We start from the raw sequence: 23,507 nt of genomic DNA, 5'->3' as shown, positions 1-23,507 counted from the left end.
CTACAAAGTATTTAGCGATCGCTCTCTGGAGAAAAACTTTTTGGTTTACTGATGAACGCGTTGATCGCAGCCAACTGCCCGGACTCAATGACCTCAATTTGGATTTACTGAGGCGCTACATTTTGATGGCTGAGACTGATGCTGGAGAAGCTATTAGAGCATTTCGTCAGGAGATTTAACGCGTAGGCGAGCTTCGCTAACGCAAAATTGCAGCAACTTTCCGAACCACTCCTACAAGAAGTGACCGATTGCATTGATTTTGTTATCCACAAACATCAAGTTAAAATTGTTCAAGTAGATCCCGACACGCTGGCTTGGTTCCAATCTCAAGGCGAGGATTATGAAAAATATTGGGTTGACGCCAGGAAAAATTACAGTTCCAGAAAGCACGACTCTAGAGGAGTTTTTAAAACTTCCATATATTGAAGAGTCACCAGCTTGGGAATATATTAATGGAGAGGCAATTCAGAAACCTATGGGAGGAGCTAAACACAGCTTATTGCAAAAACGTTTAGTTGCAGTAATTGATGGGTTGGGTAGTAACTACGAAGCTTTTCCTGAATTGCGCTGTACCTGCGGTAATCGTTCAGTAGTTCCTGATGTGGTTGTTATCTCTACCAATCAACTACCACTGGATGAAAGCGGTGAGATTATTAGCAATGGTATTGATTTTGCACCCGCTTGGGTAATAGAAATTCTTTCCCCTGCTCAAAGTCAAACTAAAGTTACTGGCAATATTTTACACTGTTTGAGAAATGGCAGCCAGCTAGGATGGTTGATTGATCCAAGTGAACGCTGTATTTTAGTTTATCAACCTAATTCTTTACCAGATTTATTAGTAGGAAAAGATATATTACCAGTGTTAGAAGATTTGAATTTGACACTCTCTGTTGATGAAGTTTTTGCTTGGTTACATCGGAAAAATTGACATTATTCCTTTAGTACTGAAAGGGGAATTTTCATGACTATTTGGGACATTGCGTAAGCGTAGGCCGTCGTAGACATCGCCAAATCATAGCATAGATTTACAGTGCGTAGGCGTAGCCCGTTGTAGACATCAACTCTCTGCACTGCTTTCATTTCACAAAAATTAGATAAGACTGATATATTTAAGGTAAATAATTTTCATCTAATAATTGTACAAGAGTGTAAGGGCACTTTTCTAGAAAAATAGTTAAATCGGTTTTAATTTTCACAAAATCAATCGCACTTTGATAAATATTCTCTAAATTATCCTGTAATTTTTTTATTAAACTCGTCGTTAAATGATTATTTAAGTCATATCTAAATGTTTTAATTTCTCCAATCCAATGACGATAGCTTCTTTCATATTCTACATGCCAATATTGGAGTAATAATATATGAATAATAATTTGCCTTAAAAGACTTTTGGCTTTAGCTAAATCTCTTTTCCCCAAACTGATTAATTCCTCAATTAAGTTTTCTAAATCAAGTTGGTTAAACTGTTTTTGTTTTAATAATTCAATAGTTTCTTCTAACCATAAATTTTCATCGGTTTCATAGAGTTGTTTTAAGTTGGTAGTGATTGTCATCTTTTTACCTTCTACCTACATTCAATAATTTAATCATATACAATTATAAATTTATAGATGCAAACCACCAAAATACAGATAACTTGTTAAGTTGTGCATACAACTCCTAACTGACTCCACCTAAATGCTTTTGAAGATGCAAGTCTTTCAATGTTGCTTTTATTTCACACAAACTCGACACGTCCCACCATCTCTTCAGGTGTCATCACCTCATACATCAAAACCAAAGTTTCAATGATTTCACCAATTGAACGAGTCCCTTTCTTGCAGTAGGTAATACCAGGATGATCAATCCTAGAACTCGCAATAATCACAAAATCTGCATCTTGGGTGAACAGTACTCGCTGTGTTTCTTGAATAAAGGTTAACTGGACTTCATCGCTTTGGGTGCGTAATTTTACATCATTGGTTGTTGTGACATCAATTCCATAACGGCGCAAGCCAAGCGCAATCACAGGATCGACTTTTTCATCCAGATGAAAGCGAATTCGTTCACTCATTCCTCAACTGTCTGAGTTTATCTTGAAGACGCGAGGGATAATTTTGCTTCAGTACCTCAACTAACTCATCCTCTTCTGCTGTGCGGTGATCAATCTCGTCTCGGTGATCAAAGTAATAAGCCATTGCTGCGTAAACAGAGGCTAGTGACAGGTCATACTTACCAGCAATCTCTACCAAGGAATATCCTAGCTTTAAATGCATCACTGCCACATCTTCTAGAGCAATGCGAGTACCGACAATGTGGGGCTTGCAACTCCGCACATCAGGAGCGATCGCGATATGCTCCCGACTAACTAATTGCATTGATGAATCTTCCACCTCCATTCCATATTTTAATAATACATAGTGCCGCAGCTACGCCCGTCGTAGACATCGCTCATCGTGCCGCAGCTACGCCCGTCGTAGACATCGCTCCTCGCTGTTGATATTCCGGTGAGTTTATTGACTTAAAATGGTGAATAATCTGAATAGAGGTTTTCTATGAGCATCAGTCTCACACCCGATCAAGAACGCTTTATTCAAACCAAGCTCCAGGCTGGGAAATATAACTCCGCAGAAGAAGCCCTTGAAATTGCCTTACGGTTGCTAGATGAATACGATCGCGCCGATGCTGAATGGATCGAGGCTGTGCGAGAAAAAATTGATGCGGCGATTTTAGCTTCAGACCAAACGCCACCTATTGATGGGGAGACATTCGTAAACCAAGTTCTAGAGCGGTTTCGATAAGGAGATCAGGCGCAACCCCTGAGACACTGTGAATTTCGGGTGGTATTGGGTTAAAAAAGAAACATGAAAATCCTCAAACCCATCACCAATTGGCTAGAAACCCGCGCTTGTGCCCCTACTTACGGCGGTTGGGTACTAGCAGCAACCGCTATTTGTTTTTTTGGCGCAGGTATCAATACGATGGCTGGTTGGCTTTACGCTATTAGCGGTATCAGTTTTGCCCTTTTGGGTGTAGCAGCCATCTTACCACCGCGATCGCTCACAGGTTTATCCATCACCCGCCGTCCCATGCAGCCGGTGTCAGCCGGCGATGATCTAACAGTGGAATTAGAAATCTGCAATCAGACACAGCACCCAGTAAGCTTATTGAAAGTTGAAGATATACTGCCCTTCGTCTTGGGGAAACCAGTACAAAAGGCAATCGAAACAATTCTTAGCCAAAGCAGTTACCGTTGGGTATATTACCACCCTACCCAGCGCCGGGGCGTTTATCGCTGGCACACAGTCGAACTGGGTTCTGGTGCGCCTTTAGGATTATTTTGGTGTCGCCGTCAGCGTGATTGTCCTGCAATGGCGATCGTCTATCCTATAGTGTTACCCTTGGCTACCTGCCCCTTAGTAGATGAAATGGGGCAAGAAGAGAGTAAAAAGGGCGATGCCCGTGGTAGACCCTTGCAGACAGCGACAACGGGGCTGGTGCGATCGCTCCGTCCCTACCGCATCGGAGATCCTACGCGTCTGATTCACTGGCGGACTAGCGCCCGCTATGGCGAATTAAGGGTGCGAGAGTTAGAAATGGTCACAGGTGGACAAGAAATAGTTATTGCCCTTGACAGTGCTAGCAATTGGGAAGAAGAAAACTTTGAACAAGCAGTAATTGCCGCAGCTTCGCTGTACTTTTACGCACAGCAACAGCAATTAGAGGTGCAACTCTGGACAGCATCAACAAATTTAATTAAAGGCGATCGCTTTGTACTAGAAACCTTAGCAGCAACCACAGCCCTAGAAGATGCCAGTTCAGTAGTTCCTAAAAGCTACCCTTTGATTTGGCTGACTCAAAACCCCCTGAGCCTTGCTACGCTTCCTCAAGGCAGTCGCTGGGTTTTGTGGCCAAATATTTCCTCACCAGCAGAACCAGAGGTAATCAATTGGGAACACCCTGGTATAGTTTTGCAAAGCGATGTCAACGACGGGCTACGCCTACGCCCGCTGCAACCCCAACTGCAAAAAACATTAAATTCGTATTAATCAATACCTTCGCCAAAAAATACACCGTAGAAGGGCTATACAAACAAAGCCTGCCTCTAGAGATTGTAAAGCTTTTAGCCCACGGAGATAGGCTTTGTTTGTGTAGCCGCGACTTCTAGTCGTTCGGGCAAGGTGCAAGATTTTAGTTAACTTTGCTTTAGCTTTGTATTCTGTTGCTGTTTACGTCTTAATAGTTGTAAAAAATGTAGACAAATATCTAACAATTTTTACTTAGGAAGTTTTACCTTCACTGGGGAAACTACAATCCCCTTTATCCCTTGGGCAAACGCTTCAGGGATTGCTTTTCTCAAGATATTTAATGATCCATTTATATCTGCATTAAGTAAACTACCTCTTTCTTTTTATATTTTGGTAGCTTCGGCTTACTTAAAAACTTGGATGGATTCTTTTCGTAAGCTTTGAAAGCAGCTAGAAAACTTTTCCAATTTCTGTCTAAAACCATTAATATTTGTTGACTTACTTTAGCAGGTATTGCTTTATAATCAACAGATTCTTGAGTGAGTTTTTGAACCTGATTATAATTCAGAATTTTACCTGTCTTAAATAGATTTTGTCTAATCAAGTAGTTAGACGCATTGTAAAGGTTTTTAGACAGAAAGCATAAGTTATCAATTTCTTGGTAGTACTTATGAGAACTCTTGATTACGTGCTTTTCAACTAACTGCATTCCGACTACTGCAAGCATTTAACAATACATTCAGTTTTACGGGTGCGTCGTCTAATTGAATAAAGCGCTGCATTAAAGTTGGCTGTGTCGTATCTACAACCACAGTTTTTGAATACAGGGTTGCACCTCTGTTTAAACCTTCTACAGTAACTGAAAGACCATCATTCCAAGCGGCTGTGAGGTAAGCACTGTTGAAATCGAAAACACTATCGCTGACCAAAGCAGGGTCTCCAAACCAATTAAAGCTTACGTAGTCTCCTGAAACTCTACCATTGTCATAGCCTGTAAGTAAGACAGCACTATCCGAGCCATTTCGGTAGTAAAAATTGTCCCAATTAAATCCTCCGTAACCATTCGGAATCTGATCAAAATCTGAAATAGGCGCTTATATCGTCAAATGTTAAAACAGTTGCTTGTGCTACTGCTCCTATTCCCAAAACAATGACTGTTGCTGCGATCGCAGCAGTCGATAACTTTTTCGCAACAGTTGAAATACTCATATAGTAGTTGTAACTCTTGATAAGGCTGTGCTTTTTCTATTAGACTTTTAGAAGATACACTAAACCGAAAAAATAATAAGTGTGATTACTTAGTGGTTTCATAAAGTCTGATAAAGTTATGATGAGGAGAATTCAGCACAACCTATAAATAAACCAAACCTGACACAACGATCGCGCTTGGCATCTTCCCTTAGACGCGTCACGGCGTTGTTTGTTGATCAGAATAAATCAACCTCTTGACTTTTAAAGTCTGCCTCAAGATGCAACTTGAATTTTGATTAGCTTAGAAGTTAAGCTTCTGTGATTTCTGAGATTTTCTCTGATCCCAGCACACCGGACATATCAGCCTTTGAGCAAAGATAAATTAATTTGAGCAGGTAAGGTTGGGGAAATACACCCAGTAATCCCCTAGTGAGGCTGAGGTACAATGCAAAGAAATATTTAAATTATGAGCGACATGATCACATCAGAACATAACACAAAATCCAGCGATAGAAGCCTAGAGGCAATGCGACATTTTTCCGAACAATACGCCAAGCGTACTGGAACCTACTTCTGTTCTGAGCCTTCCGTCACCGCAGTTGTGATTGAAGGACTAGCCAAACATAAAGACGATCTAGGTGCGCCCTTATGTCCTTGTCGCCACTACGAAGATAAAGAAGCTGAGGTTCACGCCACATATTGGAACTGTCCTTGTGTGCCAATGAGAGAACGCAAAGAGTGCCATTGCATGTTGTTCCTCACTCCTGACAACGAGTTTGCTGGAGAAAAACAAGAAATCTCTCTCGAAACAATTAAAGAAGTACGAGAGAGCATGGGATGAGCGAAATCATGCCCCAAGAGTTTTGGCAAGGCATAGAACAGTTCAATTCTGGTCAGTTCTATGCCTGTCATGACACTTTAGAGGCTTTGTGGATTGAAGCTAGTGAACCAGAAAAAACCTTTTATCAAGGCATTCTCCAGATTGCTGTGGCACTATATCATTTGGAGAATGGTAACTGGCGAGGTGCAGTAATTCTACTTGGAGAAGGCAGCAATCGTTTGCAGCGTTACCCATCTAGTTACGGTAGCGTTGACGTAGATGAGCTATTGAGTCAGAGCGCAGCATTGTTGACGACATTACAACAAATAGGGCCAGACTTGATTGCCGCTGGTGATCTGGGTGAAAATCAAGTCTTATCTTTGCCTAAAATTGTGTTAACTACTGATTAGTGAAGTTTACTCAGGAGTGCTTGGCTCGGAAACTTTCCCTCTGCATCCTGCCTGCTCCATGCCTCTTTCCCCCTATACCTTACCTAGTGATAAGTTGAAATTGGGAAAAGTAGCTGCAATATTTGGCAGAATACCTAATTTTTTGAATAACCGCATTTTGAGCTTGGATGTTTGAGCGTAGATTTCGGCATTCCGAGTTCTGAAGCTGAAGTTCCGAGTTCTGAAGCTGAAGTTCCGAGTTCTGAGCTTGAAGTTCCGAGTTCTGAAGCCGAAGTTCCGAGTTCTGAGCTTGAAGTTCGGAGTTCCAATATATTAAGCTGTAATGGATTTCATACCAATTAGCTGAAACCTTGAGGTTGGGGATAGCGTCACTATTTCAGCCAGTAGTTATCGTAAATCACTCCAGATTGTATATTTCATATCTGGATAAAGTACTTGAGATAATTAGAATACAAGCTGAAATCCTGAATCCCAAATTGCTATGATGCCCTGCTATCAATTGCCAAAATCACAGATGCGTCGCTTTGGATTAGCTTTAATGCTGCCAGTTGCACTCCTGGGCGCTTTTGTCTTCCCTACCCAACTGCAAAGCGCTACTGCACAAACATCTGGAGCAAATCGCCCCCTGACTATCCGCGCTGATGTGCAAGAATATGACGCTAAAAATCAAGTAGTCACCGCTCGCGGTAACGTGCAAATGTTATATCCTGCTCGTCAGATTCAGGCAACATCTACCCAAGCACAGTACTTTAGTAAAGAACGCCGAATTGATTTCAGTGGCAACGTCTATATTTTGCAACAGGGCGGTAACAGTATTCGGGCGGAGAAAGTAACCTACTTAATTGACGAAGGGCGATTTGTTGCCTTACCCCAATCCAACCGTCAGGTAGAGTCCATCTACATGGTGCAGGAATCAAATAATGATGGACAAACTGCGACACCTGCCCCAAAGACACCAGCATTCAAACCTTCTAATTAGCATCTACCATCAAGAAAGGGTGCCTCCAGCGTGAAAATTGTTTTAGAGAATATTCACAAATCTTACGGCAAGCGAGTAATTGTCAATCGTGTCAATCTTTCTGTTGCTCAGGGCGAAGTCGTTGGTTTACTAGGCCCCAATGGGGCTGGTAAAACGACGACTTTTTACATTGCCACAGGTTTAGAAAAACCCAATCAAGGAAAAGTCTGGCTAGGTAATCTCGACGTTACGGGAATGCCAATGCATAAAAGGGCGCGATTGGGTATTGGCTATCTAGCACAAGAAGCAAGTGTTTTTCGCCAACTCTCGGTAGAGGATAATATTCTGTTGGTGCTAGAGCAAACTAATGTGCCACGATGGGAGTGGTCAAGACGACTCAAAACTTTACTGCGGGAGTTTCGCTTGGAAAAATTAGCCAATAGCAAAGGAATTCTACTTTCTGGTGGTGAGCGACGGCGGACGGAATTAGCAAGGTCTTTAGCTGCTGGACAAGAAGGGCCAAAATTTTTACTTTTGGATGAACCATTTGCGGGAGTTGATCCGATCGCAGTCTCAGAAATTCAGCAAATTGTAGCACAACTGCGCGATCGCGGCATGGGAATCTTAATTACAGATCATAATGTCCGCGAAACCCTGGCCATCACCGATCGCGCCTACATCATGCGCGAGGGACAAATTCTCGCTTTTGGCGCTGCTGACGAACTCTACAGCAACCCCCTCGTGCGGCAATATTATTTAGGGGATAACTTTCAAGTCTAAATTAACAATTATTTAGTTAATATTTTCAAAGGATATTTTATTGTTTATTCTTAAGCATAAATTTCTTAATTAATTTCATTTTGCTTTCTCAGCTATTGAGAATTGAACTTTGATGCTAAATACAGTAGTAGGACTTACGCATCAAGTATGAAATGTAGGGGCAATTCATGAATTGCCCCTACAGTAAATCAAGGCTTTCACAGCCTTTTTGCGTAAGTCCTGAGTAGATACAGCAGTTTGCAATTAAGTGAGTTACAGAGCCTAGACTTCAAGACCAGATATAAAGACTCCAAACTTCTAACTCCTAACTCCTAACTCCTGCTGTATAGTTTGCTTCACCAGGTTTGCGAATTTTTAACTTTTCAAGTTGCTTATGATCTCAAAGAAGCTCACGTCTTTCTACAGCCTCCGTTCGCTGCTGCCTTTTACGATCATGGATCGCTACCTTGCCAGCGAATTGTTAGCGCCGTTTTTCTTTGGTGTCGGAGCTTTTTCATCACTTGGTGTCACCATTGATGCTGTATTTGATCTGATCAGAAAAATCGTAGAATCTGGGCTAGCCATAGACATTGCTATTCAAGTTTTTTTGTTAAAATTTCCCAACTTTATCGTTTTAGCCTTCCCCATGTCTACGCTGCTGGCTACTTTGATGACCTACAGTCGTCTTTCTAGCGAGAGCGAACTAATTGCCCTGCGTGGTTGTGGGGTCAGCGTCTATCGCATGGTTCTAACTGCTGTGATGTTGAGTCTTGTGGTTACAGGAATGACATTTGTGTTTAACGAACAAATTGCACCAGCAGCAAATTATCAAGCGGCGATGACTCTGGATAAAGCCCTTAAATCAGACAAGCCAACTTTTAAACAGCAAAATATTTTCTATCCTGAATACCAGGATGCTCTCCAGGCGGATGGCTCTAAGAATAGGATATTGACACGCTTGTTTTACGCCGACCAGTTTGATGGTAAGCGGATGAAAGGTTTGACGATTATAGACCGCTCAACAAAAGGTCTGAATCAAATTGTGGTATCAGAATCTGCCCAGTGGAATCCTTCTCAAAATGTCTGGGATTTTTACAACGGCACGATCTATTTTGTCGCTGCCGATCGCTCTTATCGCAACATTGTCAGATTTGAACACCAACAACTGCAACTACCGCGCACACCATTAAGTCTGGCAGAAAAAAGCCGGGACTATGGTGAGATGAATATTGCCGAAGCACTACAGCAACTAGAAGTGGAAAATCTCGGTGGCGATCGCCAAAAAATTCGTAAACTCGAAGTGCGGATTCAACAAAAAATCTCCTTACCTTTTGTATGCGTAGTTTTTGGCTTAGTAGGTGCAGCGATGGGAAGCATACCCCAGCGGACTGGGAGAGGCACCAGCTTTGGGATTAGTGTCATAGTTATATTTTCGTACTACTTAATTTTCTTTATTAGTGGTGCGATCGCGCAAGCAGGTGTCCTCTCTCCATTTATGGGGGCTTGGTTGCCCAACTTTCTTTTTTTGGGAATAGGTCTATTCTTATTGATCCGAGTTGCCAAACGGTAAATTGAGGAAGCGGGGGAGTAAAGAGGAACTTCTCGCCTCTGCCCCTATGCCCCCTTCCTCTTCATCCCCACACTTCAATTACGGATGATAACTTCGACATTCCGGTGCATCTGGGTTTTCCTTACAGTATTCTTCAAAAGAGACTTTGGCTGATACCATACCCTCAGCTTTCTGATGAGCTGCTTCTGCCTGGAGTTCTTCTACCTCATCCCAGGCAGCTGCACAGGGTTTAGAATAAGCACCTTGTTCAGTGCAAATAGCACGAGCCTGCTCAATTGCTTTTTGAATTCTCTCTTCCAGCAGCAGCGCTTGTGGCGCTTCCACAAAGTCGCTTTTGGTCAAAATGTCGGTAATCGAGATGATGCCCAACAGCTTGCCTTGAATCACAGGTGCTCTATGGATACCAGTGTTAGCAAATAACCGCGCTACATATTCCACACCCAAATCAGGATTTACCACAATGCAAGGCTTACTCATAATTTCGTAAACCCGCACTTGCTTTGGGTCTTTACCGTAGGCTGTTACCTTATAGACAATATCCGTTTCTGTGACAATGCCATAAGCATCATTGTCATAGCGACGATCCACAACCAGCGCCCGCAATCTTTTTTCCTTCATCACCCCTACTGCTTCAGCAACAGTCGCCGAACCGCGAATGGTAACTACATCTTTGGTCATGATCTCTTCAGCTTTCATCATTGCTGTAGTCTCCTGGTTAATAGTACGGTGCAGCACAGCGCCTTCAGAGCGCACAGTTTGCTAACTAGAAAGTAAAAAAGTTGAACTTTTGTCCGGCTACAACAATAAATTAGACCAGTTGTCAACTCCTGATGTTATCCAATGTGACCGATACCCAAAAACTAAGCATAAATTGCCATAACTTTCTACAAAATCTTGCCAAAGGACTCCAGCCGCTAAAAAGTAAATTTTTGACTTGGTAATGACTAATAACTAATGGAGAAGTTAGGATGAAATCACCATTCAAACTTAAGTTGAAATATTTCCTGTTGAAAAAAGCAAAAGCATTAAACAGTAACGTCTTCAGCTTCTGTCAAGGTTTTCCCGATTTCGAGTAAATTTCATTTACCAATCCCATGCCACATCGTCATTATCCTCCCGCCTACTTACGCTATCTCAAAGCCAGGTTATGGAATCTAGGGCGACCTGGTTTTTGGGGAACTGGGATTTTTTTATCTGTAGTAGGGTTAGTAACCTGGGCATACTGGTCAAACCCGGATATTTTCGTTTATAAGCAAAAAAACGAAGTCACTTCACAAAAGCCTGCTGATTCCGACCTGTCAGAAGAAAACAGAGCTATTGCAGCGGATATTGATAACTTGCCAGTTTTATTTAATGACTTTGAGCAAGCAACTCTCTCAGTAACAGCAAATACCCCTAAGGAAAACACTAAGGAAAAAAAGAGCAAAGACTTATTAGAGGATGTAATTAATACACAAAAGTCTCCTAGTGATCCCAAATTAAATCCTAGTTTAGGCGTTAAGGGCGACACCTCGCCAGCCGTGGAAAATCCCTTTGTTGTACAAACAGAAAATTTATTGCGTACTGGGACAGTTGATAATAATAACCAGTTTCTAGGTCTCAAGACCTTCAATGCGGCGTCTGAACCAACAGGGGGAGAACAAACATCCTCTAGCCTGGGTATTGGATTCACTAATCAAACCAACAAGAATCAAAATTCTCTCTCTATCAGCCCTCTGCAAACGGCGCTCAACCAATCGACAAACCAGAAATTGTCTAGCTTGAATGGTACTGCAACTCAGACAAATGCCTTGGGCCAAGTCTCTGACTCAGGAACAACGCTAATGCCACCCATCAACATACCCAGTCAGAATTCTCTACCAAAGACTGGGTTAACTGCTGGGACAGGCTACACGTCAACGGGTACGAACTTACCACAAAATCCCTACAGTAATTTAAATAACGGTCAGGTATTGCCTAATACTGGGTTAACTACTGGTACTGGTTATACTTCAACGGGTACGAACTTACCGCAAAATCCCTACAATAATTTAAATAGTGGTCAGGTAGTGCCTAATGTAGCACCAGTGACGCTCCCAGTCACCTCTCTCGTACCAACTAATATTGCACCTTACTCTATCCAGAGTCCAAGTCAAGGCGTTGTCACCCCTACAAACCCTGTAGGTGGTAATTATGGTTTGCAGCAGCCCCTGCCGCAACTACCACAGTCTACATATGGTAATTATGGCTTGCAGCCGTTGCCGCAACTACCACAGTCTAATTACCAATATCTTCGCCAGCTTCAACAGAAATATACAGGTAATGGGCAAAGGTGATTTTAAGCACCTTGGCTGGATAAAGTCTAGCTAAGGTGATTGTGGGCTATTTGGAATAATCGGAACTTCTGGTGTTTCGGGTTGTTGCTGTTGTCGTTGCAAATATTTACTCAATACATAAGCCATATCTCCACGGGTCACGGGTTTTAATGGGAAAATATTGCCTTGAGCATCTATGTTAAGAAATCCCTCAGTAGCTACTGTAGCGATCGCTTTTCTAGCCCAAGCTGGGATAGACTTTTCATCTGGATGTGAAGCAAGAATCTCATTAACAGCGTCATCGGAAAACTGAAATACACCATAAGCCTGGGCGAAAATAGCCAGAGCTTCTGCCCTTGTCACCTTTTGATTAGGGAAAAATTCATTGCCCCGATAGCCTTTCATGATGTCAGTTTTTAAGACTGTCTGTATATCATTAAATGCCCAATAAGAACGGGGAACATCTGGAATAGCTAAATTTTCTTTGCTAACAGCTTGTCTTTTATCTAGCCGAAATGTCTTTACCATAATCGAGGCTAATTCAGCCCTACTCAGTAACCTTTCTGGATAAAACTTGCCATCGGAAAAGTTTGTCATCCATTTGGCAGCAATTACCTGTTGAATGGAATCAGATGGGATTCCAGAAGCCGGTTCTGGCACTTGAGCAATTGCTGGCAAGTTTTGTAATAGTCCCACTAAAGATAGAGTAATTGAAAGCTGACGCATCATAATAACCACTTTTAGCTGCTAAATGAATTTAAAAAACTACGTTACTGAGGTTAACGCAAAATTTGGTGTTCCTAATAACCTGTAACTCAGTTAATGACGAATTTAGGCTGGGTAACAGGGCAAAAACATCTTATTTCTTAATAATCATTATTATTAGAGGGGGAGTAGCAGCCAATGGCTGCTACTCCCCCAAATTGTAGTAGATTCAATTTAGATTCAAATTTTTGAGTGTTTGGAATCAAAATGCTCAAATTGCCTGGAATTCCTACTCAAGCTCTAGTAATTGCTGGATTTTTATGATGTGGCTTTCTGCTTACGCCTAAGTAGCTTGCTTGCTCCTAGCGCAGCACCAAGTGCCAACACAGCTAGCCCCATTCTAGGTTCAGGAATAAGAGTGCTGTCTTCAGTGAAAGCCAAAAAGCCAGCCCCCTTCAACCCACCTCGACCGTTAGGGATAAAGTTGTCAATAAAAGCTCCTGTCTTGCCGTCGTAACGCAACACGTTGTTACTAATTAAACCACTAACATAAAGGTTTCCGTCGGGACCGAAGATTGGCTTGACAGGATCATTGAGTCCGCCAGTGCCAGCTGGGATAAAAGTGTCGATAAAGGCTCCTGTCTTACCGTTAAAGCGAGAAATATTGCTAGTCTCAAAGTTAGCGACGTAGAGATTGCCGTCTGGTCCAAAGGTTAAGCCACCAGGTCCTGACCCTTTTTTCTCTGTTGCAAAAGTGTCGATAAAAGCTCCGGTTTGCCCGTTGTACCTTAAAATACTATCAGTAAGAGTACTACTGACGTAGAGGTTCCCATCTGAACCAAAGCTCAAACCAAAAGGCGCACTGAGTCCGCCCCTACCTGAGGGGACAAAGGCATTGATAAATGCTCCGGTTTGCCCGTTGTAGCGTAGAACACTATTACTAGTGCGGCTGTTAATACTGGTAACGTAGAGGTTGCTGTCAGGCCCAAAAACCAAGTCTTCAGGTGTATCTAGTCCACCACTACCTGAAGGAACAAAAGTACTAATGAAATTCCCTGTTTTCCCGTCGTAACGTTGGACGCTACCGCTCAAAATACTACTAACATACAGATTTTTATCGGGTCCAATAGTTAAACCAGTTGGTCCCTGTAGTCCGCCACTACCTGAAGGAACGAAGTCATCAATGAATTCTCCCGTTTTTTCGTCGTAGCCCAGAACGGAGTTATTATAATAACTCCCCGCTAAAAGTGCTGCATTAGCTTTTGGGGCGATGCACCCTAGCAATGCAAAGCTGATCAGTGGCAGGCTGATCTGACAAAAATTGAAAAATCTCATAATTTTGTTAGCTAAAACAACCATAATTACTTAGTACAGTTAATCATACATTCGTAGCATTTCTGTTAGTAACTCAAGTTGCTAGTTATGTAGGGGAGCAACGCGATTTTGTCAATACGTCTTTGAGTAGTAATAAATCTGCTAAGACAACATCAAGCTTGGTCTGTTCAACTAATTTAAATCCTTGTTCTCCACAAGTAGCTTCACCGCTTACTTCTATATTTTTTACCTTTCATCTTTTAGCGTTATCTGCCCATTACTATGGACTATAGTCAGTTTTTCAGGAGTTTTGGCAATGACCGCAGCAGCAGATCCCGTAAAGTTGATGAAGCAAGAAGTTGGCAAAGCCGCCGCAGCCCTGGTAAAGTCGGGTTCGATTGTGGGGTTGGGTACGGGGTCAACTACAGCATATACGATTCAGTTTTTAGGCGATCGCCTCAAGTCTGGTGAACTCAAAGATATCATTGGGATACCCACCTCGTTTCAGTCAGAAGTGCTGGCGAAGCAGTACGGTGTCCCTCTCGCCACCTTAGACGCTATCGACCACATCGATATTGCCATTGATGGGGCTGATGAAGTCGATCCGCAGAAGAATTTGATTAAAGGCGGTGGTGCAGCACATACCCGCGAAAAAGTCGTAGATTACCTAGCAGAACAGTTCATCGTCGTGGTAGATAGTGGTAAGTTAGTAGACCGCTTGGGTTCTAGTTTCCCTGTGCCTGTGGAAGTGATTCCAATGGCAATTACTCCTGTAACCAATGCCATCAAAAAACTCGGTGGCAAACCAGAACTTCGTATGGGTGTAAGAAAGGCTGGCCCAGTGATCACTGACCAAGGTAACTTTGTCTTAGATGTCAGATTTGACTCTATTGAAGATCCAATCAGCCTAGAAAAGACATTGAATAATATTCCCGGCGTTCTGGAAAATGGTATTTTCGTTAACTGTGTCGATTTAGTTTTGATTGGTGAAGTCAAAGATGGTCAGCCATTAGTGCGGCGACTGTAAAGGGTGCATCTCACTTTTGTAAAAATATCCCTAGAGCTAGCGAATGGAATTCGCTAGCCAGTTGCTTCTCCCTTCGCGCAGCGTCCTTTTTCGATTCAGCAGATTCTAGATGAAGATTTGTACGGGCTGTAGAGGATTGCGTAGGCGTAGCCCGTCGTAGACATCGCACTCATTCATATTGGTTTACGTCTAGATGGATAGACAGGTTGACCGAAAGGTTCTACAATCTGACTGATTGCGGTAAATTTACCTATTGCCCAATCCACATAAGCATAGTAAAGATTTTCTAGTGATTGCGTTTGATTGCAGAAGCACTAAATTAATATAGGAAAGTCTTTGAGTTAAGGGACAGCAAACTAATGGATGTAAAGCTGATTCTAGCTGGATTAACAGTTATATTTACGCTTTCGTGCTTATTTTTTGGCACGAAAAATGGATTCTATGATTCAGATAACTATCACGGCAATGGCTCCGCACATTGAAAGAGGTCTGTAGACACTTGGGCGACTTCCCGTAGGGTGAGTTGGCTAAGATAGCTCAGAACTTGCAAAGGGAAAATAAACAAGAGCCAAACTCCTTTAGCTCCTAGTTTGATGGCTTCTCGTTAGCCCACCTTTCCGAACCAGTGCGGGTTCGGTGGAGGCGTCCTCCCCAATCAAAAATCCGTATTCTCAGGGTGTAGGGGCGCACGATAAAACTTACCCCTAAGTCACAAAACCAAAATCTGTGTAACTTTTGGCTTTTGGGATATGTCGATGATGATGAGGTTTGAGGGGAGGAAGCATGAGGGATAATCTGTCGGCATCCTCTCGCGTAGATGCTGCGGAAGCGGGTAGTGAATTAGAATGTTTGCCCTATAGTGTCCAGCATGACAATGAGGGCGTGTGTTTATTGGTGAAGATGGGCCCACACCGCATCTTGTTGGATTGTGGTTTGGAGGATATTTCATCACTGGCGAAAGGGCTTACGAAGTCGGTACGTGGAGCGAGTTCGCCCCTACCAGCAGATTTAGTTTTGATTAGTCACGCCCACCCAGATCACGCCAGAGGCTTACTGGCACTGCATAAAGCTTTTCCAAAGTTACCTATTTATGGCAGCGAAGTAACCAGCAAGTTACTGCCGCTGAATTGGCTAGACCAAGACCGTGAGGAAATTTCCCAATTTTGTCATGCCTTGCCATTGCGATCGCCTGTGGAATTCCAAGAGGGTCTGGTAGCAGAATTATTTCCCGCAGGGCATCTACCAGGGGCAGTGGCAATTCTACTTACCTACACCACGCAGCAGCGTACTTACAAGCTACTGTATACAGGTGACTTTTTCCTGTCAAACTCCCGATTGGTAGAAGGTTTGCGTTTAGAGGAATTGCGAGGATTAGACTTGGATGTGCTGATCATTGAAGGCAGTTATGGCACATCCCGTCATCCTCACCGCCGCAACCAAGAAAATCAACTAGCAGAGCGAATTAATCGGGCGATCGCCGACCATTGTTCTGTAATTCTTCCCACCCCAGCTTTAGGGCTGGGTCAAGAATTATTAATGCTCTTACGGTCTCATCACCACTTCACCGGACGAGATTTGGATATTTGGGTAGATGGTGCTGTCGCCACTGGGTGTGATGCGTACCTAGAACTGCTACCCCACCTTCCCCCATCCGTGCAGAACTTCGCCCGCCATCAACCCTTGTTTTGGGATGAACGGGTGCGTCCCCGCGTGCGTCGTTTACAACCAGAACATCGTCCCATTGTGGGCAAGTCACCTTGTATAGTCCTTACCGACTCTACATCTGATTTAGGTGAACACTGCCAACTAGACACAGGCCCTTGGCTGATCCTCGTACCAGAAAAAATTGATATAAAAGTTAACAAAGAATATTTAGCACCCACCACTATCGAAACCTATCTCCTGGCTCAACATAGTGATGGCCCTGGTACTACGCAGCTAATTCATAATTTGCGACCCCAGCACGTGATTTTTGTCCACGGTTCTCCTGCCTACTTGGCAGACCTGACTAGCTTAGAGGAGTTGCAAAACCGCTACCATGTACATTCCCCGGCGGCTGACACCTTAGTAGAACTGCCCATCGGCGATACATTTTTACAACCGGCAGCGCCAGAAACTAACTACGAAGGCGAACTGACAGAGTTGGGAACAGTAATCACAATCACCCTACCCGATGTGATTACTGCTGATCCGCGTTGGCGGCAATTTGCCGATACTGGTTTAATCGAAGCTCGTTGGCAAGGGGAAGAACTAGTATTAAGGGGATTGTCTCAACGAGAACTGCTCAACCAAAATAGCGATCGCTATACATGGACGGATGTAGACTGTTGTGGTACTTGCCGACATCAAAGGGGGCAGCGGTGTTGGAATCCAGCTTCCCCGTTGTATAACTTTAAGGTAACTCTAGAAGGTTACTGTCCTGCTTTTGAAGGTTTGAATGATAGCCAATAGTCATTAGTCCGGTGCCCTTTGTCATTTTTAACTAATGACTAATGACCCTTACCGGTTCGCCAGTCGCTCATGGGGGAAACCCCCAAGACCGCGCTGGCTCACTAATGACTAATGACTGATTATTCTGGATTCGAGTCAGTGTAACGGTTGTGGATGCGTTCAGCTTCGGGACAATCTTCAGTCATCAAAGGTTCCACATTACCGCGTGGTACTGAAGCCAATTTTTGCGTTACAGCACCAATGCTCTCGAGGCGAACCATTTCTTCCCAAGAACAAACTTCGTCCTCTTCTTCTGTTTCATAGCGTAGGGTCACTAAATCTCCCTCTATGTCGATGATGCGGGCGCGTTCAATCCAGCGTTGCTGGTCCCGCAAGAAAACACATACCTCGCGCCCATCGCAACACAGTTGATAAATCTTGCGGTGTAGCATGTACTGTTTCTGCCTTTTTAAACAACGTAGTTAAACCTGTCAAAATCTGGGTTCTACCCCTTTACATTACACCTTTAAGAGGTTAATTTCACGGTTCAGAACAAGTACGCTTCATGACCCAATCCTAACATTTGCTTTAGTTGTCAAAATATCGGGAAATGTTGGGTCATAAATCAATGGTTGCTGTACCAATGAACTCAATCTCCCTCCGGCTCATTCTAGGGAATGTCTGCTTCATAGAAGTCAAACAATTCGGTACCTGTCCTAACCAGGTTTATATTTGTTGGTGAGTCATTCTTACCATTATGTAATAAAGAATACTCCAAAAAAATCGTTGATTGCGGTTGTTTAACTTGCCTACTTTTACTCATTGGCATTACTGGGAAGTCCGGGGACTTGGCTTTACTTTTACCCATGTGTATCTGATCTTAACTCATTCTCTTGCTGACCTTGATGGTTTTCAACAACAACACCCAAAGAGTTTTGAGTTTTTAAGGTTTTTGCCTGTTTATGACTAAGAAAAAGGCAACGGAGTCGGGGGAAGAGGCAAAAGAGGCAAAGAAGAGAGAAAATTGCCCCTGTCCCCCATCTTCTGTGGGAGTATCAGCAAGATTTATAGGGTAGGGGAAATTCCATAAGCACATTCGACGAGGACGCTTCTCGTTTAATTTGGCCGGCGCGAACTGCATTGTATAGGGCTGCCAGGGCTGACAAATCCTCTTCCTTCCAGCATTTAGTGGCTAGCACTTGATGGAGTAAACCCTCAGATTCAACACTAAGATATCCAGTTTGGAAGGCAGATTCAACGAGTGTGCGAATCATCTTAATTAGGGCAGAGTAAACAATTTGTTACCTCAAGTGTGGAACATTTTCCTCTGCTACTAATTGATATGGAACATGAATATCATGTGATTATCATTACACGTAATTAGTGATTTGCATCACAATAGCATCACAATAAGGGGTCACAATATTAGCTCTAGGTACGTCTATCTATTAATATACGCAGATAGATGGTTGCCAAACTTTTTAGCACTGATATTGAAAAGGCACATGATTTAACAATATTAAAACATAGAGAAACTTTTAGGCAAGTATCCAAAAAATATAGTGAAACATCAGCAATCAAGCAAAAAACTGGCGGAAATCTTCATCTTTTTGACTTAATTGCACCCAGTCTAGGTTTAAGGACTGGAATTTTTGCACCAAGCGATCGCAAGCTGGACGTTCGGTAGCGTAATGTCCGGCATCGATTAAAATGAGACTGCGTAGGCCCAGCCCGCCGTAGGCATCGCGGCTTTCTTGAAACTGATGGAATTTACAATCAGAAGTCAGATAAGCTGTCGCACCAGTTTTGGCGACAGCTGAAATGTAACTAGCCCCCGAACCACCCAAAACAGCAACTCGTGAAATTGTTTGTTGTAAATCAGCAGTTGGGGAAAAAATCAAATTAGGGGTAGCAAGTCGGGTTTGAATTGTCGCGAGTAATTCCTGTAATGTCAGAAACGGCTCTAGCAAACCAACACGACCATATCCTAATCCTGCTTGTGTAGGTACTATGGGAGTAACTTCTTTGAGTTCTAAAATCTGAGCCAAAACGTCAGCAGTACCATCCTGCACTTGGTCGAAATTCGTGTGGGCAGTATAAATACCAATATTGTGGGTAAAGGCTAACCGTACCATTTCGGCGATCGCTTCACCAGTGCGTAAAGATTTGAGAGGATTAAAAATTAAGGGATGATGGGCAAATATCAGATTAGCATTAAGAGCGATCGCTTCTTGCATTACTGCCAAAGTCGGTGTCAAACACACCAAAACCCGTGCTTTTTCCTGCAAAACTCCTGGTTCAATCTGCCAGCCACAATTATCCCAGCTTTCACACCAAGCGGGATTTGCCCATGCTTCAAACCAAGTAATTAAATCAGCAATTTTCATACTATATTTCCAGGCAATTATTTTGTATGCAGCAAGTAGCTCAATACTTGCCTTTTAAAGGGTTCCATTTTTGAGTTTAGAATTTATTATCAGTGTCTCTGTGGTTGAATATTTAATTTTAATGCTAATTGCTGGCGCATTTCTTGGAAAGGTTTGTTCCATACAGGGCTAGCATTCCAGTTCCACACTGCCACTGGGATAAGTTGTTCTTCAGCAAGACAAGTTAGCAGACGGTATTCATCTTCTGGTTCACGAGAAAATGTGAAGGGATTGCGGTAACCGGTATCACATAGTTTATAAGATGTGATCTGACCATGACTAATACGTTGTAAAAGTTCCTTCCCTTTGACGAGCAAATAATCCAAAAAAACCAGACTAAAAGGCTCTATATGTGCGCGTTTTTGTGGCTCTTTTTGTACCCATCTTGCCCACTCAAATCCATACATAAAATCGTGAACGTAACGGAAGCGCATTTCTGTTTTATTTCCGAACATCTCTGTCAGAGAAACCATCTTTTCGCCAAAAACTTTTAAAAAAGTAATAGCGCCCTCATCTGCGATTAAAGCTTGCCTAAGCATACTACTTACCAGAAAATCAAAATCCCAGAATATATTTTCTGGAAAATTTTGCAACTGAGTATACACTATGGATTCGATAGTTTCCTGAAGGGTTGTGAGGAGTTTAATATCGGTGTTTTGTTCAACAATCAAATTTCCCAATTCTGCAAAACTGGTAATTAATGTCTTGTGGGGATTAAGTGACAATAAGTTTACAGACTGCTGGGCAAATATTTCATCAATAAATTGGAAAGTATGAGTTGGTGTCAGTTTTTGCTTCATAGTAATTGAAATAGCCCAGGCAGCTTACACTAAATATTAGTTTATATCGGAACAAATAGATGATTAAATAATCACAAATAAACTTAACTTTTAAATTTACAATTTGACACGAATTATTTAGTGTGTCTCTGGTTAATTTTGCCTCAATAATTTTCATTATCAAGTGATCACGGCGAAATTTATTTAATGCATATCACCGCGCAGTTTACAATATTATACCCAAAGAATACGCAATATAAACAGAGTATTTAAACTCTACAAAGCTACACTTTGAATAAATGAAACCTGAGAAATCTCTATCCAGAAACGTGAACAACTAATTCTCTTACATGACTGCGCTGGCGATGTTCCCAAATATAAATTCCCTGCCAAGTTCCCAGTACCAGATGACCACGATTAATGGGGATATGTTCAGAAGTGTGGGTGAGTGCGGTACGAATGTGTGCCGGCATATCATCAGGGCCTTCTGCATCGTGGATGTATTTTTCCGATTCTGGCACGAGTTTCGTCATAAAGTTAGCTAAATCCACAAGAACATCGGGATCAGCATTTTCTTGGATGACTAAACTGGCTGAAGTGTGGCGCAAAAATAGAGTACAAAGACCAGTTTCAACTCCCGACTCTGCAACTGCCGCTTCAATTTTCGCAGTGATGTTGTAAAAAGATTTGCCCGTGGTGGAAATTTTTAGTAACTTTTGGTAGTGACTCATTTAAAACAGTAATTATTGATGACAGTAAAAGCTATATTAGCAGTTCAATCGGGAGCATCTCACCTTTGCAAATATACTAGGCGATTAGAAATCGCGGCTACACAAACGAAGTCCGCCTACGCGGACTCAAAGAATTTGAAACCCACGCAGGTGGGTTTTGTCTGTATAGCCGCGAATTCCATTCGCCAGGGCAGGTGTGTTTTTACAAAAGTGAGATGCTCCCGTTCAATCTGCTTGATTTGGTTGTTGTTCTGCCGTTGGTTGATCGCTAGACTGAGTATGTCTTCTCCTAAATAGGCTTAACACCGCATTTACAGAATTTTTTAGGATATCAGGGATGATCGGTGTGTTAGGCAGATTGTGAGACAAAGCTGTAATGTTATCTAGGTTCGGCTCTGGCAGTTCCAAACTCTTTTTAGAATATGTTGTATCGTTTTGGTTGGTATTCATAGTTTTTGTAATTCAGGAATGAAATAAACTGTTACTTGATGTAACAAGGCAATCACAGTAATTCCAGCCGTAACACCAGTAGCATATTTCAAGGCTAGGGAAATATCATCTACTTGCTTCTGGTTCTTATTATAAGTCTCTCTCAAGTCAGCTAACATCTGTAAATGGTATTCTTGAGCCGAAAACGTTAAATAATCCTCTGGAAATTCTAGCTTTTCTTTCTTTTCTTCGTTTTCTTCTAGATTGGGGCTGATAAAAAACTTACGTGGTAACAAAGCCCAGATGAGTAACAGAAAGTTGATGAAAAATAACAATATTTCTAACGCACTGAAGATACTAAATATAGGAATCAGTCTGGATATTGTTAGAAAACTTAGCAGCGCAGTGTTTGTGACAAATAGGATATTCATCTGGGTGATTAAAATTTGCCGTTCTTCCTTTTGTCTTTCAATCACTCGACGCACATCTTGAGCGGCTAATTCCAACGTTTATTTATCTATTGTTGGATTTTCCATTATTAATTTATGTTGTTTGGAATAACTTTAATTTGACTGGAAATAGTTAATAACGGCATGAGCGATCGCTTCATTACCATCCTTAGCAATTGGTTGAGATTGCTTTGGTGGTTGGGGTAACTCATAAAGAAAATCCCAAGTCCCTTGAAAAAACTCAGATGGGGTGATGATTTGATGCTGGTTATAATTAGTTATGCCTTCTATTATAAAAGTTGCTTCAGCAAAATCATCACGCGGTATGGTAACAATAGGTACTCCTAGTATTGTGGCTTCAGCAAAAGTACTGTAACCGGGTTTAGAAACGACTCGCCCACAAATAGGCATAAAATCTACAGGGCGGTATTTATGGTCATTAATTTTCACTAAATTAGGTAAATCAGGCGCAGATTGATCAAAGACGATAAATTGCCAATCTGGAAATCGCCGGAGGTTTTCATAGGGGATTTGCTGCAAACCTAAGCCGCCAAAGGTCAACAAAATAGTTTTTTCCATTGGTGCAGTTATTCCCCAAAGAGAGCGTAAATTATCAGCAGAGTAACGGGGAGAACCGCCTGTTAAGCCGACATCTGTGATATTGTTAAAATCTTGCATTGGTTCGTGGAAGGGGAGACGAAACAGGCGATCGCACTTTGAGTACCAATCACTAATCCAATCAGCAATTGTGGTAAATTCGCCTCCCCAATTTCGGTAGATAAAGTCCCAGCCAAAGTTACTCATCATCCAGCAGGGAATGTTTGCAGCTTTGGCAAACCCAGGAGCGAGGAAGGGAATATCTGCCAAGATGAGATTAACGCGATTTTGGCGAATAAAATTGACTTCTGAAGCAATCAGCGAATTTTGATGCTTCTTAATATCGAGCAACTTTTCTAAAGTCGCAACTTTATCCATTGTCAAACTATCCGTTTGCACCACACCCAAATCAAATGGACGCGGACGATAGATAAAATCGCCTTCTATATAGCACTCTAGCAACCAGCGTGGGGCAGTAGTCGCTAGAATTAGCAGAACTTCTGGACATAATTTTTGAATTGTCGCAGCTACAGAAGCCGTGCGGGTAGCATGACCAAAGCCGTGGTTAGTTATGGCTAAGTATAAGATTGGGCGTTCCATTTTGAAGTTAA

The 23,507-nt window shown here is 42.3% G+C and carries 29 protein-coding genes; 12 read left to right on the top strand and 17 right to left on the bottom strand.

Translation table 11 applies throughout. The features are described 5' to 3' along the window. Nucleotides 1-340 precede the first annotated feature (340 nt). A complete protein-coding gene (locus tag HWQ41_RS33980; RefSeq protein ID WP_292772649.1) occupies nt 341-928 on the top strand; it encodes a Uma2 family endonuclease in 588 nt (195 codons plus the stop codon). Nucleotides 929-1,109: 181 nt separating this feature from the next. Here the strand turns inward: HWQ41_RS33980 and HWQ41_RS33975 are convergent, their stop codons facing one another. The 3 genes from HWQ41_RS33975 to HWQ41_RS33965 all read right to left on the bottom strand — a co-directional run bounded on the left by HWQ41_RS33975 (nt 1,110) and on the right by HWQ41_RS33965 (nt 2,357). Next, nucleotides 1,110-1,553, bottom strand: coding sequence for a DUF29 domain-containing protein (locus HWQ41_RS33975; RefSeq protein WP_292772647.1), 444 nt, complete (start codon nt 1,551-1,553; stop codon nt 1,110-1,112). A 164-nt stretch (nt 1,554-1,717) separates the two neighbouring features. Then, nucleotides 1,718-2,053, bottom strand: a complete 336-nt coding sequence (locus HWQ41_RS33970) for a DUF5615 family PIN-like protein (RefSeq protein ID WP_292772645.1) — start codon at nt 2,051-2,053, stop codon at nt 1,718-1,720. After that, complete coding sequence (locus HWQ41_RS33965; protein ID WP_292772643.1) at nt 2,046-2,357, bottom strand: DUF433 domain-containing protein; 312 nt, start codon at nt 2,355-2,357, stop codon at nt 2,046-2,048. The genes HWQ41_RS33970 and HWQ41_RS33965 overlap by 8 nt, the downstream gene beginning before the upstream one ends. Nucleotides 2,358-2,534: 177 nt before the next feature. Between HWQ41_RS33965 and HWQ41_RS33960 the strand changes: the two genes are divergently transcribed. Beyond that, nucleotides 2,535-2,780: a type II toxin-antitoxin system ParD family antitoxin gene (locus HWQ41_RS33960; RefSeq protein WP_292772641.1), complete on the top strand. Its 246-nt coding sequence runs from the start codon at nt 2,535-2,537 to the stop codon at nt 2,778-2,780. Between the two features lie 63 nt (nt 2,781-2,843). Continuing rightward, on the top strand, nt 2,844-4,028 hold the full coding sequence (locus HWQ41_RS33955; protein WP_292772639.1) for a DUF58 domain-containing protein: 1,185 nt from the start codon (nt 2,844-2,846) through the stop codon (nt 4,026-4,028). Nucleotides 4,029-4,356: 328 nt separating this feature from the next. Here HWQ41_RS33955 and HWQ41_RS33950 read toward each other — a convergent pair whose 3' ends face one another. The 3 genes from HWQ41_RS33950 to HWQ41_RS33940 all read right to left on the bottom strand — a co-directional run bounded on the left by HWQ41_RS33950 (nt 4,357) and on the right by HWQ41_RS33940 (nt 5,216). Then, nucleotides 4,357-4,716 carry a hypothetical protein gene (locus HWQ41_RS33950; RefSeq protein ID WP_292772637.1) on the bottom strand — a complete coding sequence of 120 codons (360 nt, stop codon included), beginning with the start codon at nt 4,714-4,716 and terminating at the stop codon, nt 4,357-4,359. Beyond that, complete coding sequence (locus tag HWQ41_RS33945) at nt 4,703-4,936, bottom strand: hypothetical protein (protein ID WP_292772635.1); 234 nt, start codon at nt 4,934-4,936, stop codon at nt 4,703-4,705. The genes HWQ41_RS33950 and HWQ41_RS33945 overlap by 14 nt, the downstream gene beginning before the upstream one ends. A gap of 145 nt (nt 4,937-5,081) precedes the next feature. Beyond that, on the bottom strand, nt 5,082-5,216 hold the full coding sequence (locus HWQ41_RS33940) for a hypothetical protein (RefSeq protein ID WP_292772633.1): 135 nt from the start codon (nt 5,214-5,216) through the stop codon (nt 5,082-5,084). A gap of 457 nt (nt 5,217-5,673) precedes the next feature. Here HWQ41_RS33940 and HWQ41_RS33935 point away from each other — a divergent pair, with 457 nt between their 5' ends. From HWQ41_RS33935 to HWQ41_RS33910, 6 genes are all read left to right on the top strand, one after another. Next, nucleotides 5,674-6,039 carry a ferredoxin thioredoxin reductase catalytic beta subunit gene (locus HWQ41_RS33935; RefSeq protein ID WP_292772661.1) on the top strand — a complete coding sequence of 122 codons (366 nt, stop codon included), beginning with the start codon at nt 5,674-5,676 and terminating at the stop codon, nt 6,037-6,039. Beyond that, a complete protein-coding gene (locus HWQ41_RS33930; RefSeq protein WP_292772631.1) occupies nt 6,036-6,428 on the top strand; it encodes a DUF309 domain-containing protein in 393 nt (130 codons plus the stop codon). Before HWQ41_RS33935 ends, HWQ41_RS33930 begins: the two co-directional genes overlap by 4 nt. Before the next feature lie 171 nt (nt 6,429-6,599). Next, on the top strand, nt 6,600-6,770 hold the full coding sequence (locus tag HWQ41_RS33925; protein ID WP_292772629.1) for a hypothetical protein: 171 nt from the start codon (nt 6,600-6,602) through the stop codon (nt 6,768-6,770). Nucleotides 6,771-6,909: 139 nt separating this feature from the next. Next, nucleotides 6,910-7,407: an LptA/OstA family protein gene (locus tag HWQ41_RS33920; protein WP_292772627.1), complete on the top strand. Its 498-nt coding sequence runs from the start codon at nt 6,910-6,912 to the stop codon at nt 7,405-7,407. Nucleotides 7,408-7,437: 30 nt separating this feature from the next. Further along, nucleotides 7,438-8,166, top strand: coding sequence for an LPS export ABC transporter ATP-binding protein (lptB, locus tag HWQ41_RS33915; RefSeq protein ID WP_292772625.1), 729 nt, complete (start codon nt 7,438-7,440; stop codon nt 8,164-8,166). 373 nt (nt 8,167-8,539) lie between these two features. Beyond that, nucleotides 8,540-9,715 (top strand): LptF/LptG family permease, encoded by a 1,176-nt coding sequence (locus HWQ41_RS33910; protein ID WP_292772623.1) that lies wholly within the window; start codon nt 8,540-8,542, stop codon nt 9,713-9,715. Nucleotides 9,716-9,793: 78 nt separating this feature from the next. On the opposite strand, the gene HWQ41_RS33905 is transcribed toward HWQ41_RS33910, so the two are convergent. Beyond that, the gene (locus tag HWQ41_RS33905; RefSeq protein WP_292772621.1) at nt 9,794-10,414 is read right to left on the bottom strand and encodes a CP12 domain-containing protein; all 621 of its coding nucleotides are present in this window, start codon (nt 10,412-10,414) and stop codon (nt 9,794-9,796) included. 395 nt (nt 10,415-10,809) lie between these two features. Between HWQ41_RS33905 and HWQ41_RS33900 the strand changes: the two genes are divergently transcribed. After that, nucleotides 10,810-12,030 (top strand): hypothetical protein, encoded by a 1,221-nt coding sequence (locus HWQ41_RS33900; RefSeq protein WP_292772619.1) that lies wholly within the window; start codon nt 10,810-10,812, stop codon nt 12,028-12,030. A gap of 30 nt (nt 12,031-12,060) precedes the next feature. Here HWQ41_RS33900 and HWQ41_RS33895 read toward each other — a convergent pair whose 3' ends face one another. Both HWQ41_RS33895 and HWQ41_RS33890 read right to left on the bottom strand, forming a co-directional pair. Further along, entirely contained in the window at nt 12,061-12,735 is a 675-nt protein-coding gene (locus HWQ41_RS33895) for an S-layer homology domain-containing protein (protein WP_292772659.1), read from the bottom strand. 297 nt (nt 12,736-13,032) lie between these two features. Next, nucleotides 13,033-14,049, bottom strand: a complete 1,017-nt coding sequence (locus HWQ41_RS33890) for an NHL repeat-containing protein (protein ID WP_292772617.1) — start codon at nt 14,047-14,049, stop codon at nt 13,033-13,035. A gap of 295 nt (nt 14,050-14,344) precedes the next feature. On the opposite strand from HWQ41_RS33890, the gene rpiA reads away from it, so the two are divergent. Next, the gene (gene rpiA / locus HWQ41_RS33885; protein WP_292772615.1) at nt 14,345-15,055 is read left to right on the top strand and encodes a ribose-5-phosphate isomerase RpiA; all 711 of its coding nucleotides are present in this window, start codon (nt 14,345-14,347) and stop codon (nt 15,053-15,055) included. A gap of 783 nt (nt 15,056-15,838) precedes the next feature. After that, nucleotides 15,839-17,506: an MBL fold metallo-hydrolase gene (locus HWQ41_RS33880; protein ID WP_292772613.1), complete on the top strand. Its 1,668-nt coding sequence runs from the start codon at nt 15,839-15,841 to the stop codon at nt 17,504-17,506. Between the two features lie 119 nt (nt 17,507-17,625). On the opposite strand, the gene HWQ41_RS33875 is transcribed toward HWQ41_RS33880, so the two are convergent. The 8 genes from HWQ41_RS33875 to HWQ41_RS33840 form a co-directional block, all read right to left on the bottom strand. Next, nucleotides 17,626-17,937 (bottom strand): DUF6679 family protein, encoded by a 312-nt coding sequence (locus HWQ41_RS33875; protein WP_012408115.1) that lies wholly within the window; start codon nt 17,935-17,937, stop codon nt 17,626-17,628. Between the two features lie 603 nt (nt 17,938-18,540). Further along, complete coding sequence (locus HWQ41_RS33870; protein WP_292772611.1) at nt 18,541-18,759, bottom strand: hypothetical protein; 219 nt, start codon at nt 18,757-18,759, stop codon at nt 18,541-18,543. Nucleotides 18,760-19,062: 303 nt separating this feature from the next. Beyond that, nucleotides 19,063-19,872, bottom strand: a complete 810-nt coding sequence (locus HWQ41_RS33865; RefSeq protein ID WP_292772609.1) for a Nif3-like dinuclear metal center hexameric protein — start codon at nt 19,870-19,872, stop codon at nt 19,063-19,065. An 89-nt stretch (nt 19,873-19,961) separates the two neighbouring features. Beyond that, a complete protein-coding gene (locus HWQ41_RS33860; RefSeq protein ID WP_292772607.1) occupies nt 19,962-20,711 on the bottom strand; it encodes a hypothetical protein in 750 nt (249 codons plus the stop codon). Between the two features lie 296 nt (nt 20,712-21,007). Then, entirely contained in the window at nt 21,008-21,421 is a 414-nt protein-coding gene (locus HWQ41_RS33855; RefSeq protein WP_292772605.1) for a secondary thiamine-phosphate synthase enzyme YjbQ, read from the bottom strand. A gap of 225 nt (nt 21,422-21,646) precedes the next feature. After that, entirely contained in the window at nt 21,647-21,871 is a 225-nt protein-coding gene (locus HWQ41_RS33850; RefSeq protein ID WP_292772603.1) for a hypothetical protein, read from the bottom strand. Continuing rightward, nucleotides 21,868-22,356: a hypothetical protein gene (locus tag HWQ41_RS33845; protein WP_292772601.1), complete on the bottom strand. Its 489-nt coding sequence runs from the start codon at nt 22,354-22,356 to the stop codon at nt 21,868-21,870. The genes HWQ41_RS33850 and HWQ41_RS33845 overlap by 4 nt, the downstream gene beginning before the upstream one ends. A gap of 57 nt (nt 22,357-22,413) precedes the next feature. Then, nucleotides 22,414-23,496 (bottom strand): glycosyl transferase, encoded by a 1,083-nt coding sequence (locus HWQ41_RS33840; RefSeq protein WP_292772599.1) that lies wholly within the window; start codon nt 23,494-23,496, stop codon nt 22,414-22,416. Nucleotides 23,497-23,507 lie beyond the last annotated feature (11 nt).

This window comes from Nostoc sp. NOS(2021) (genome assembly GCF_017115025.1).
Lineage (GTDB): Bacteria > Cyanobacteriota > Cyanobacteriia > Cyanobacteriales > Nostocaceae > Nostoc.
Note: the sequence above shows the minus strand (reverse complement) of the source record. Positions and strands in the feature narration are given on the sequence as shown.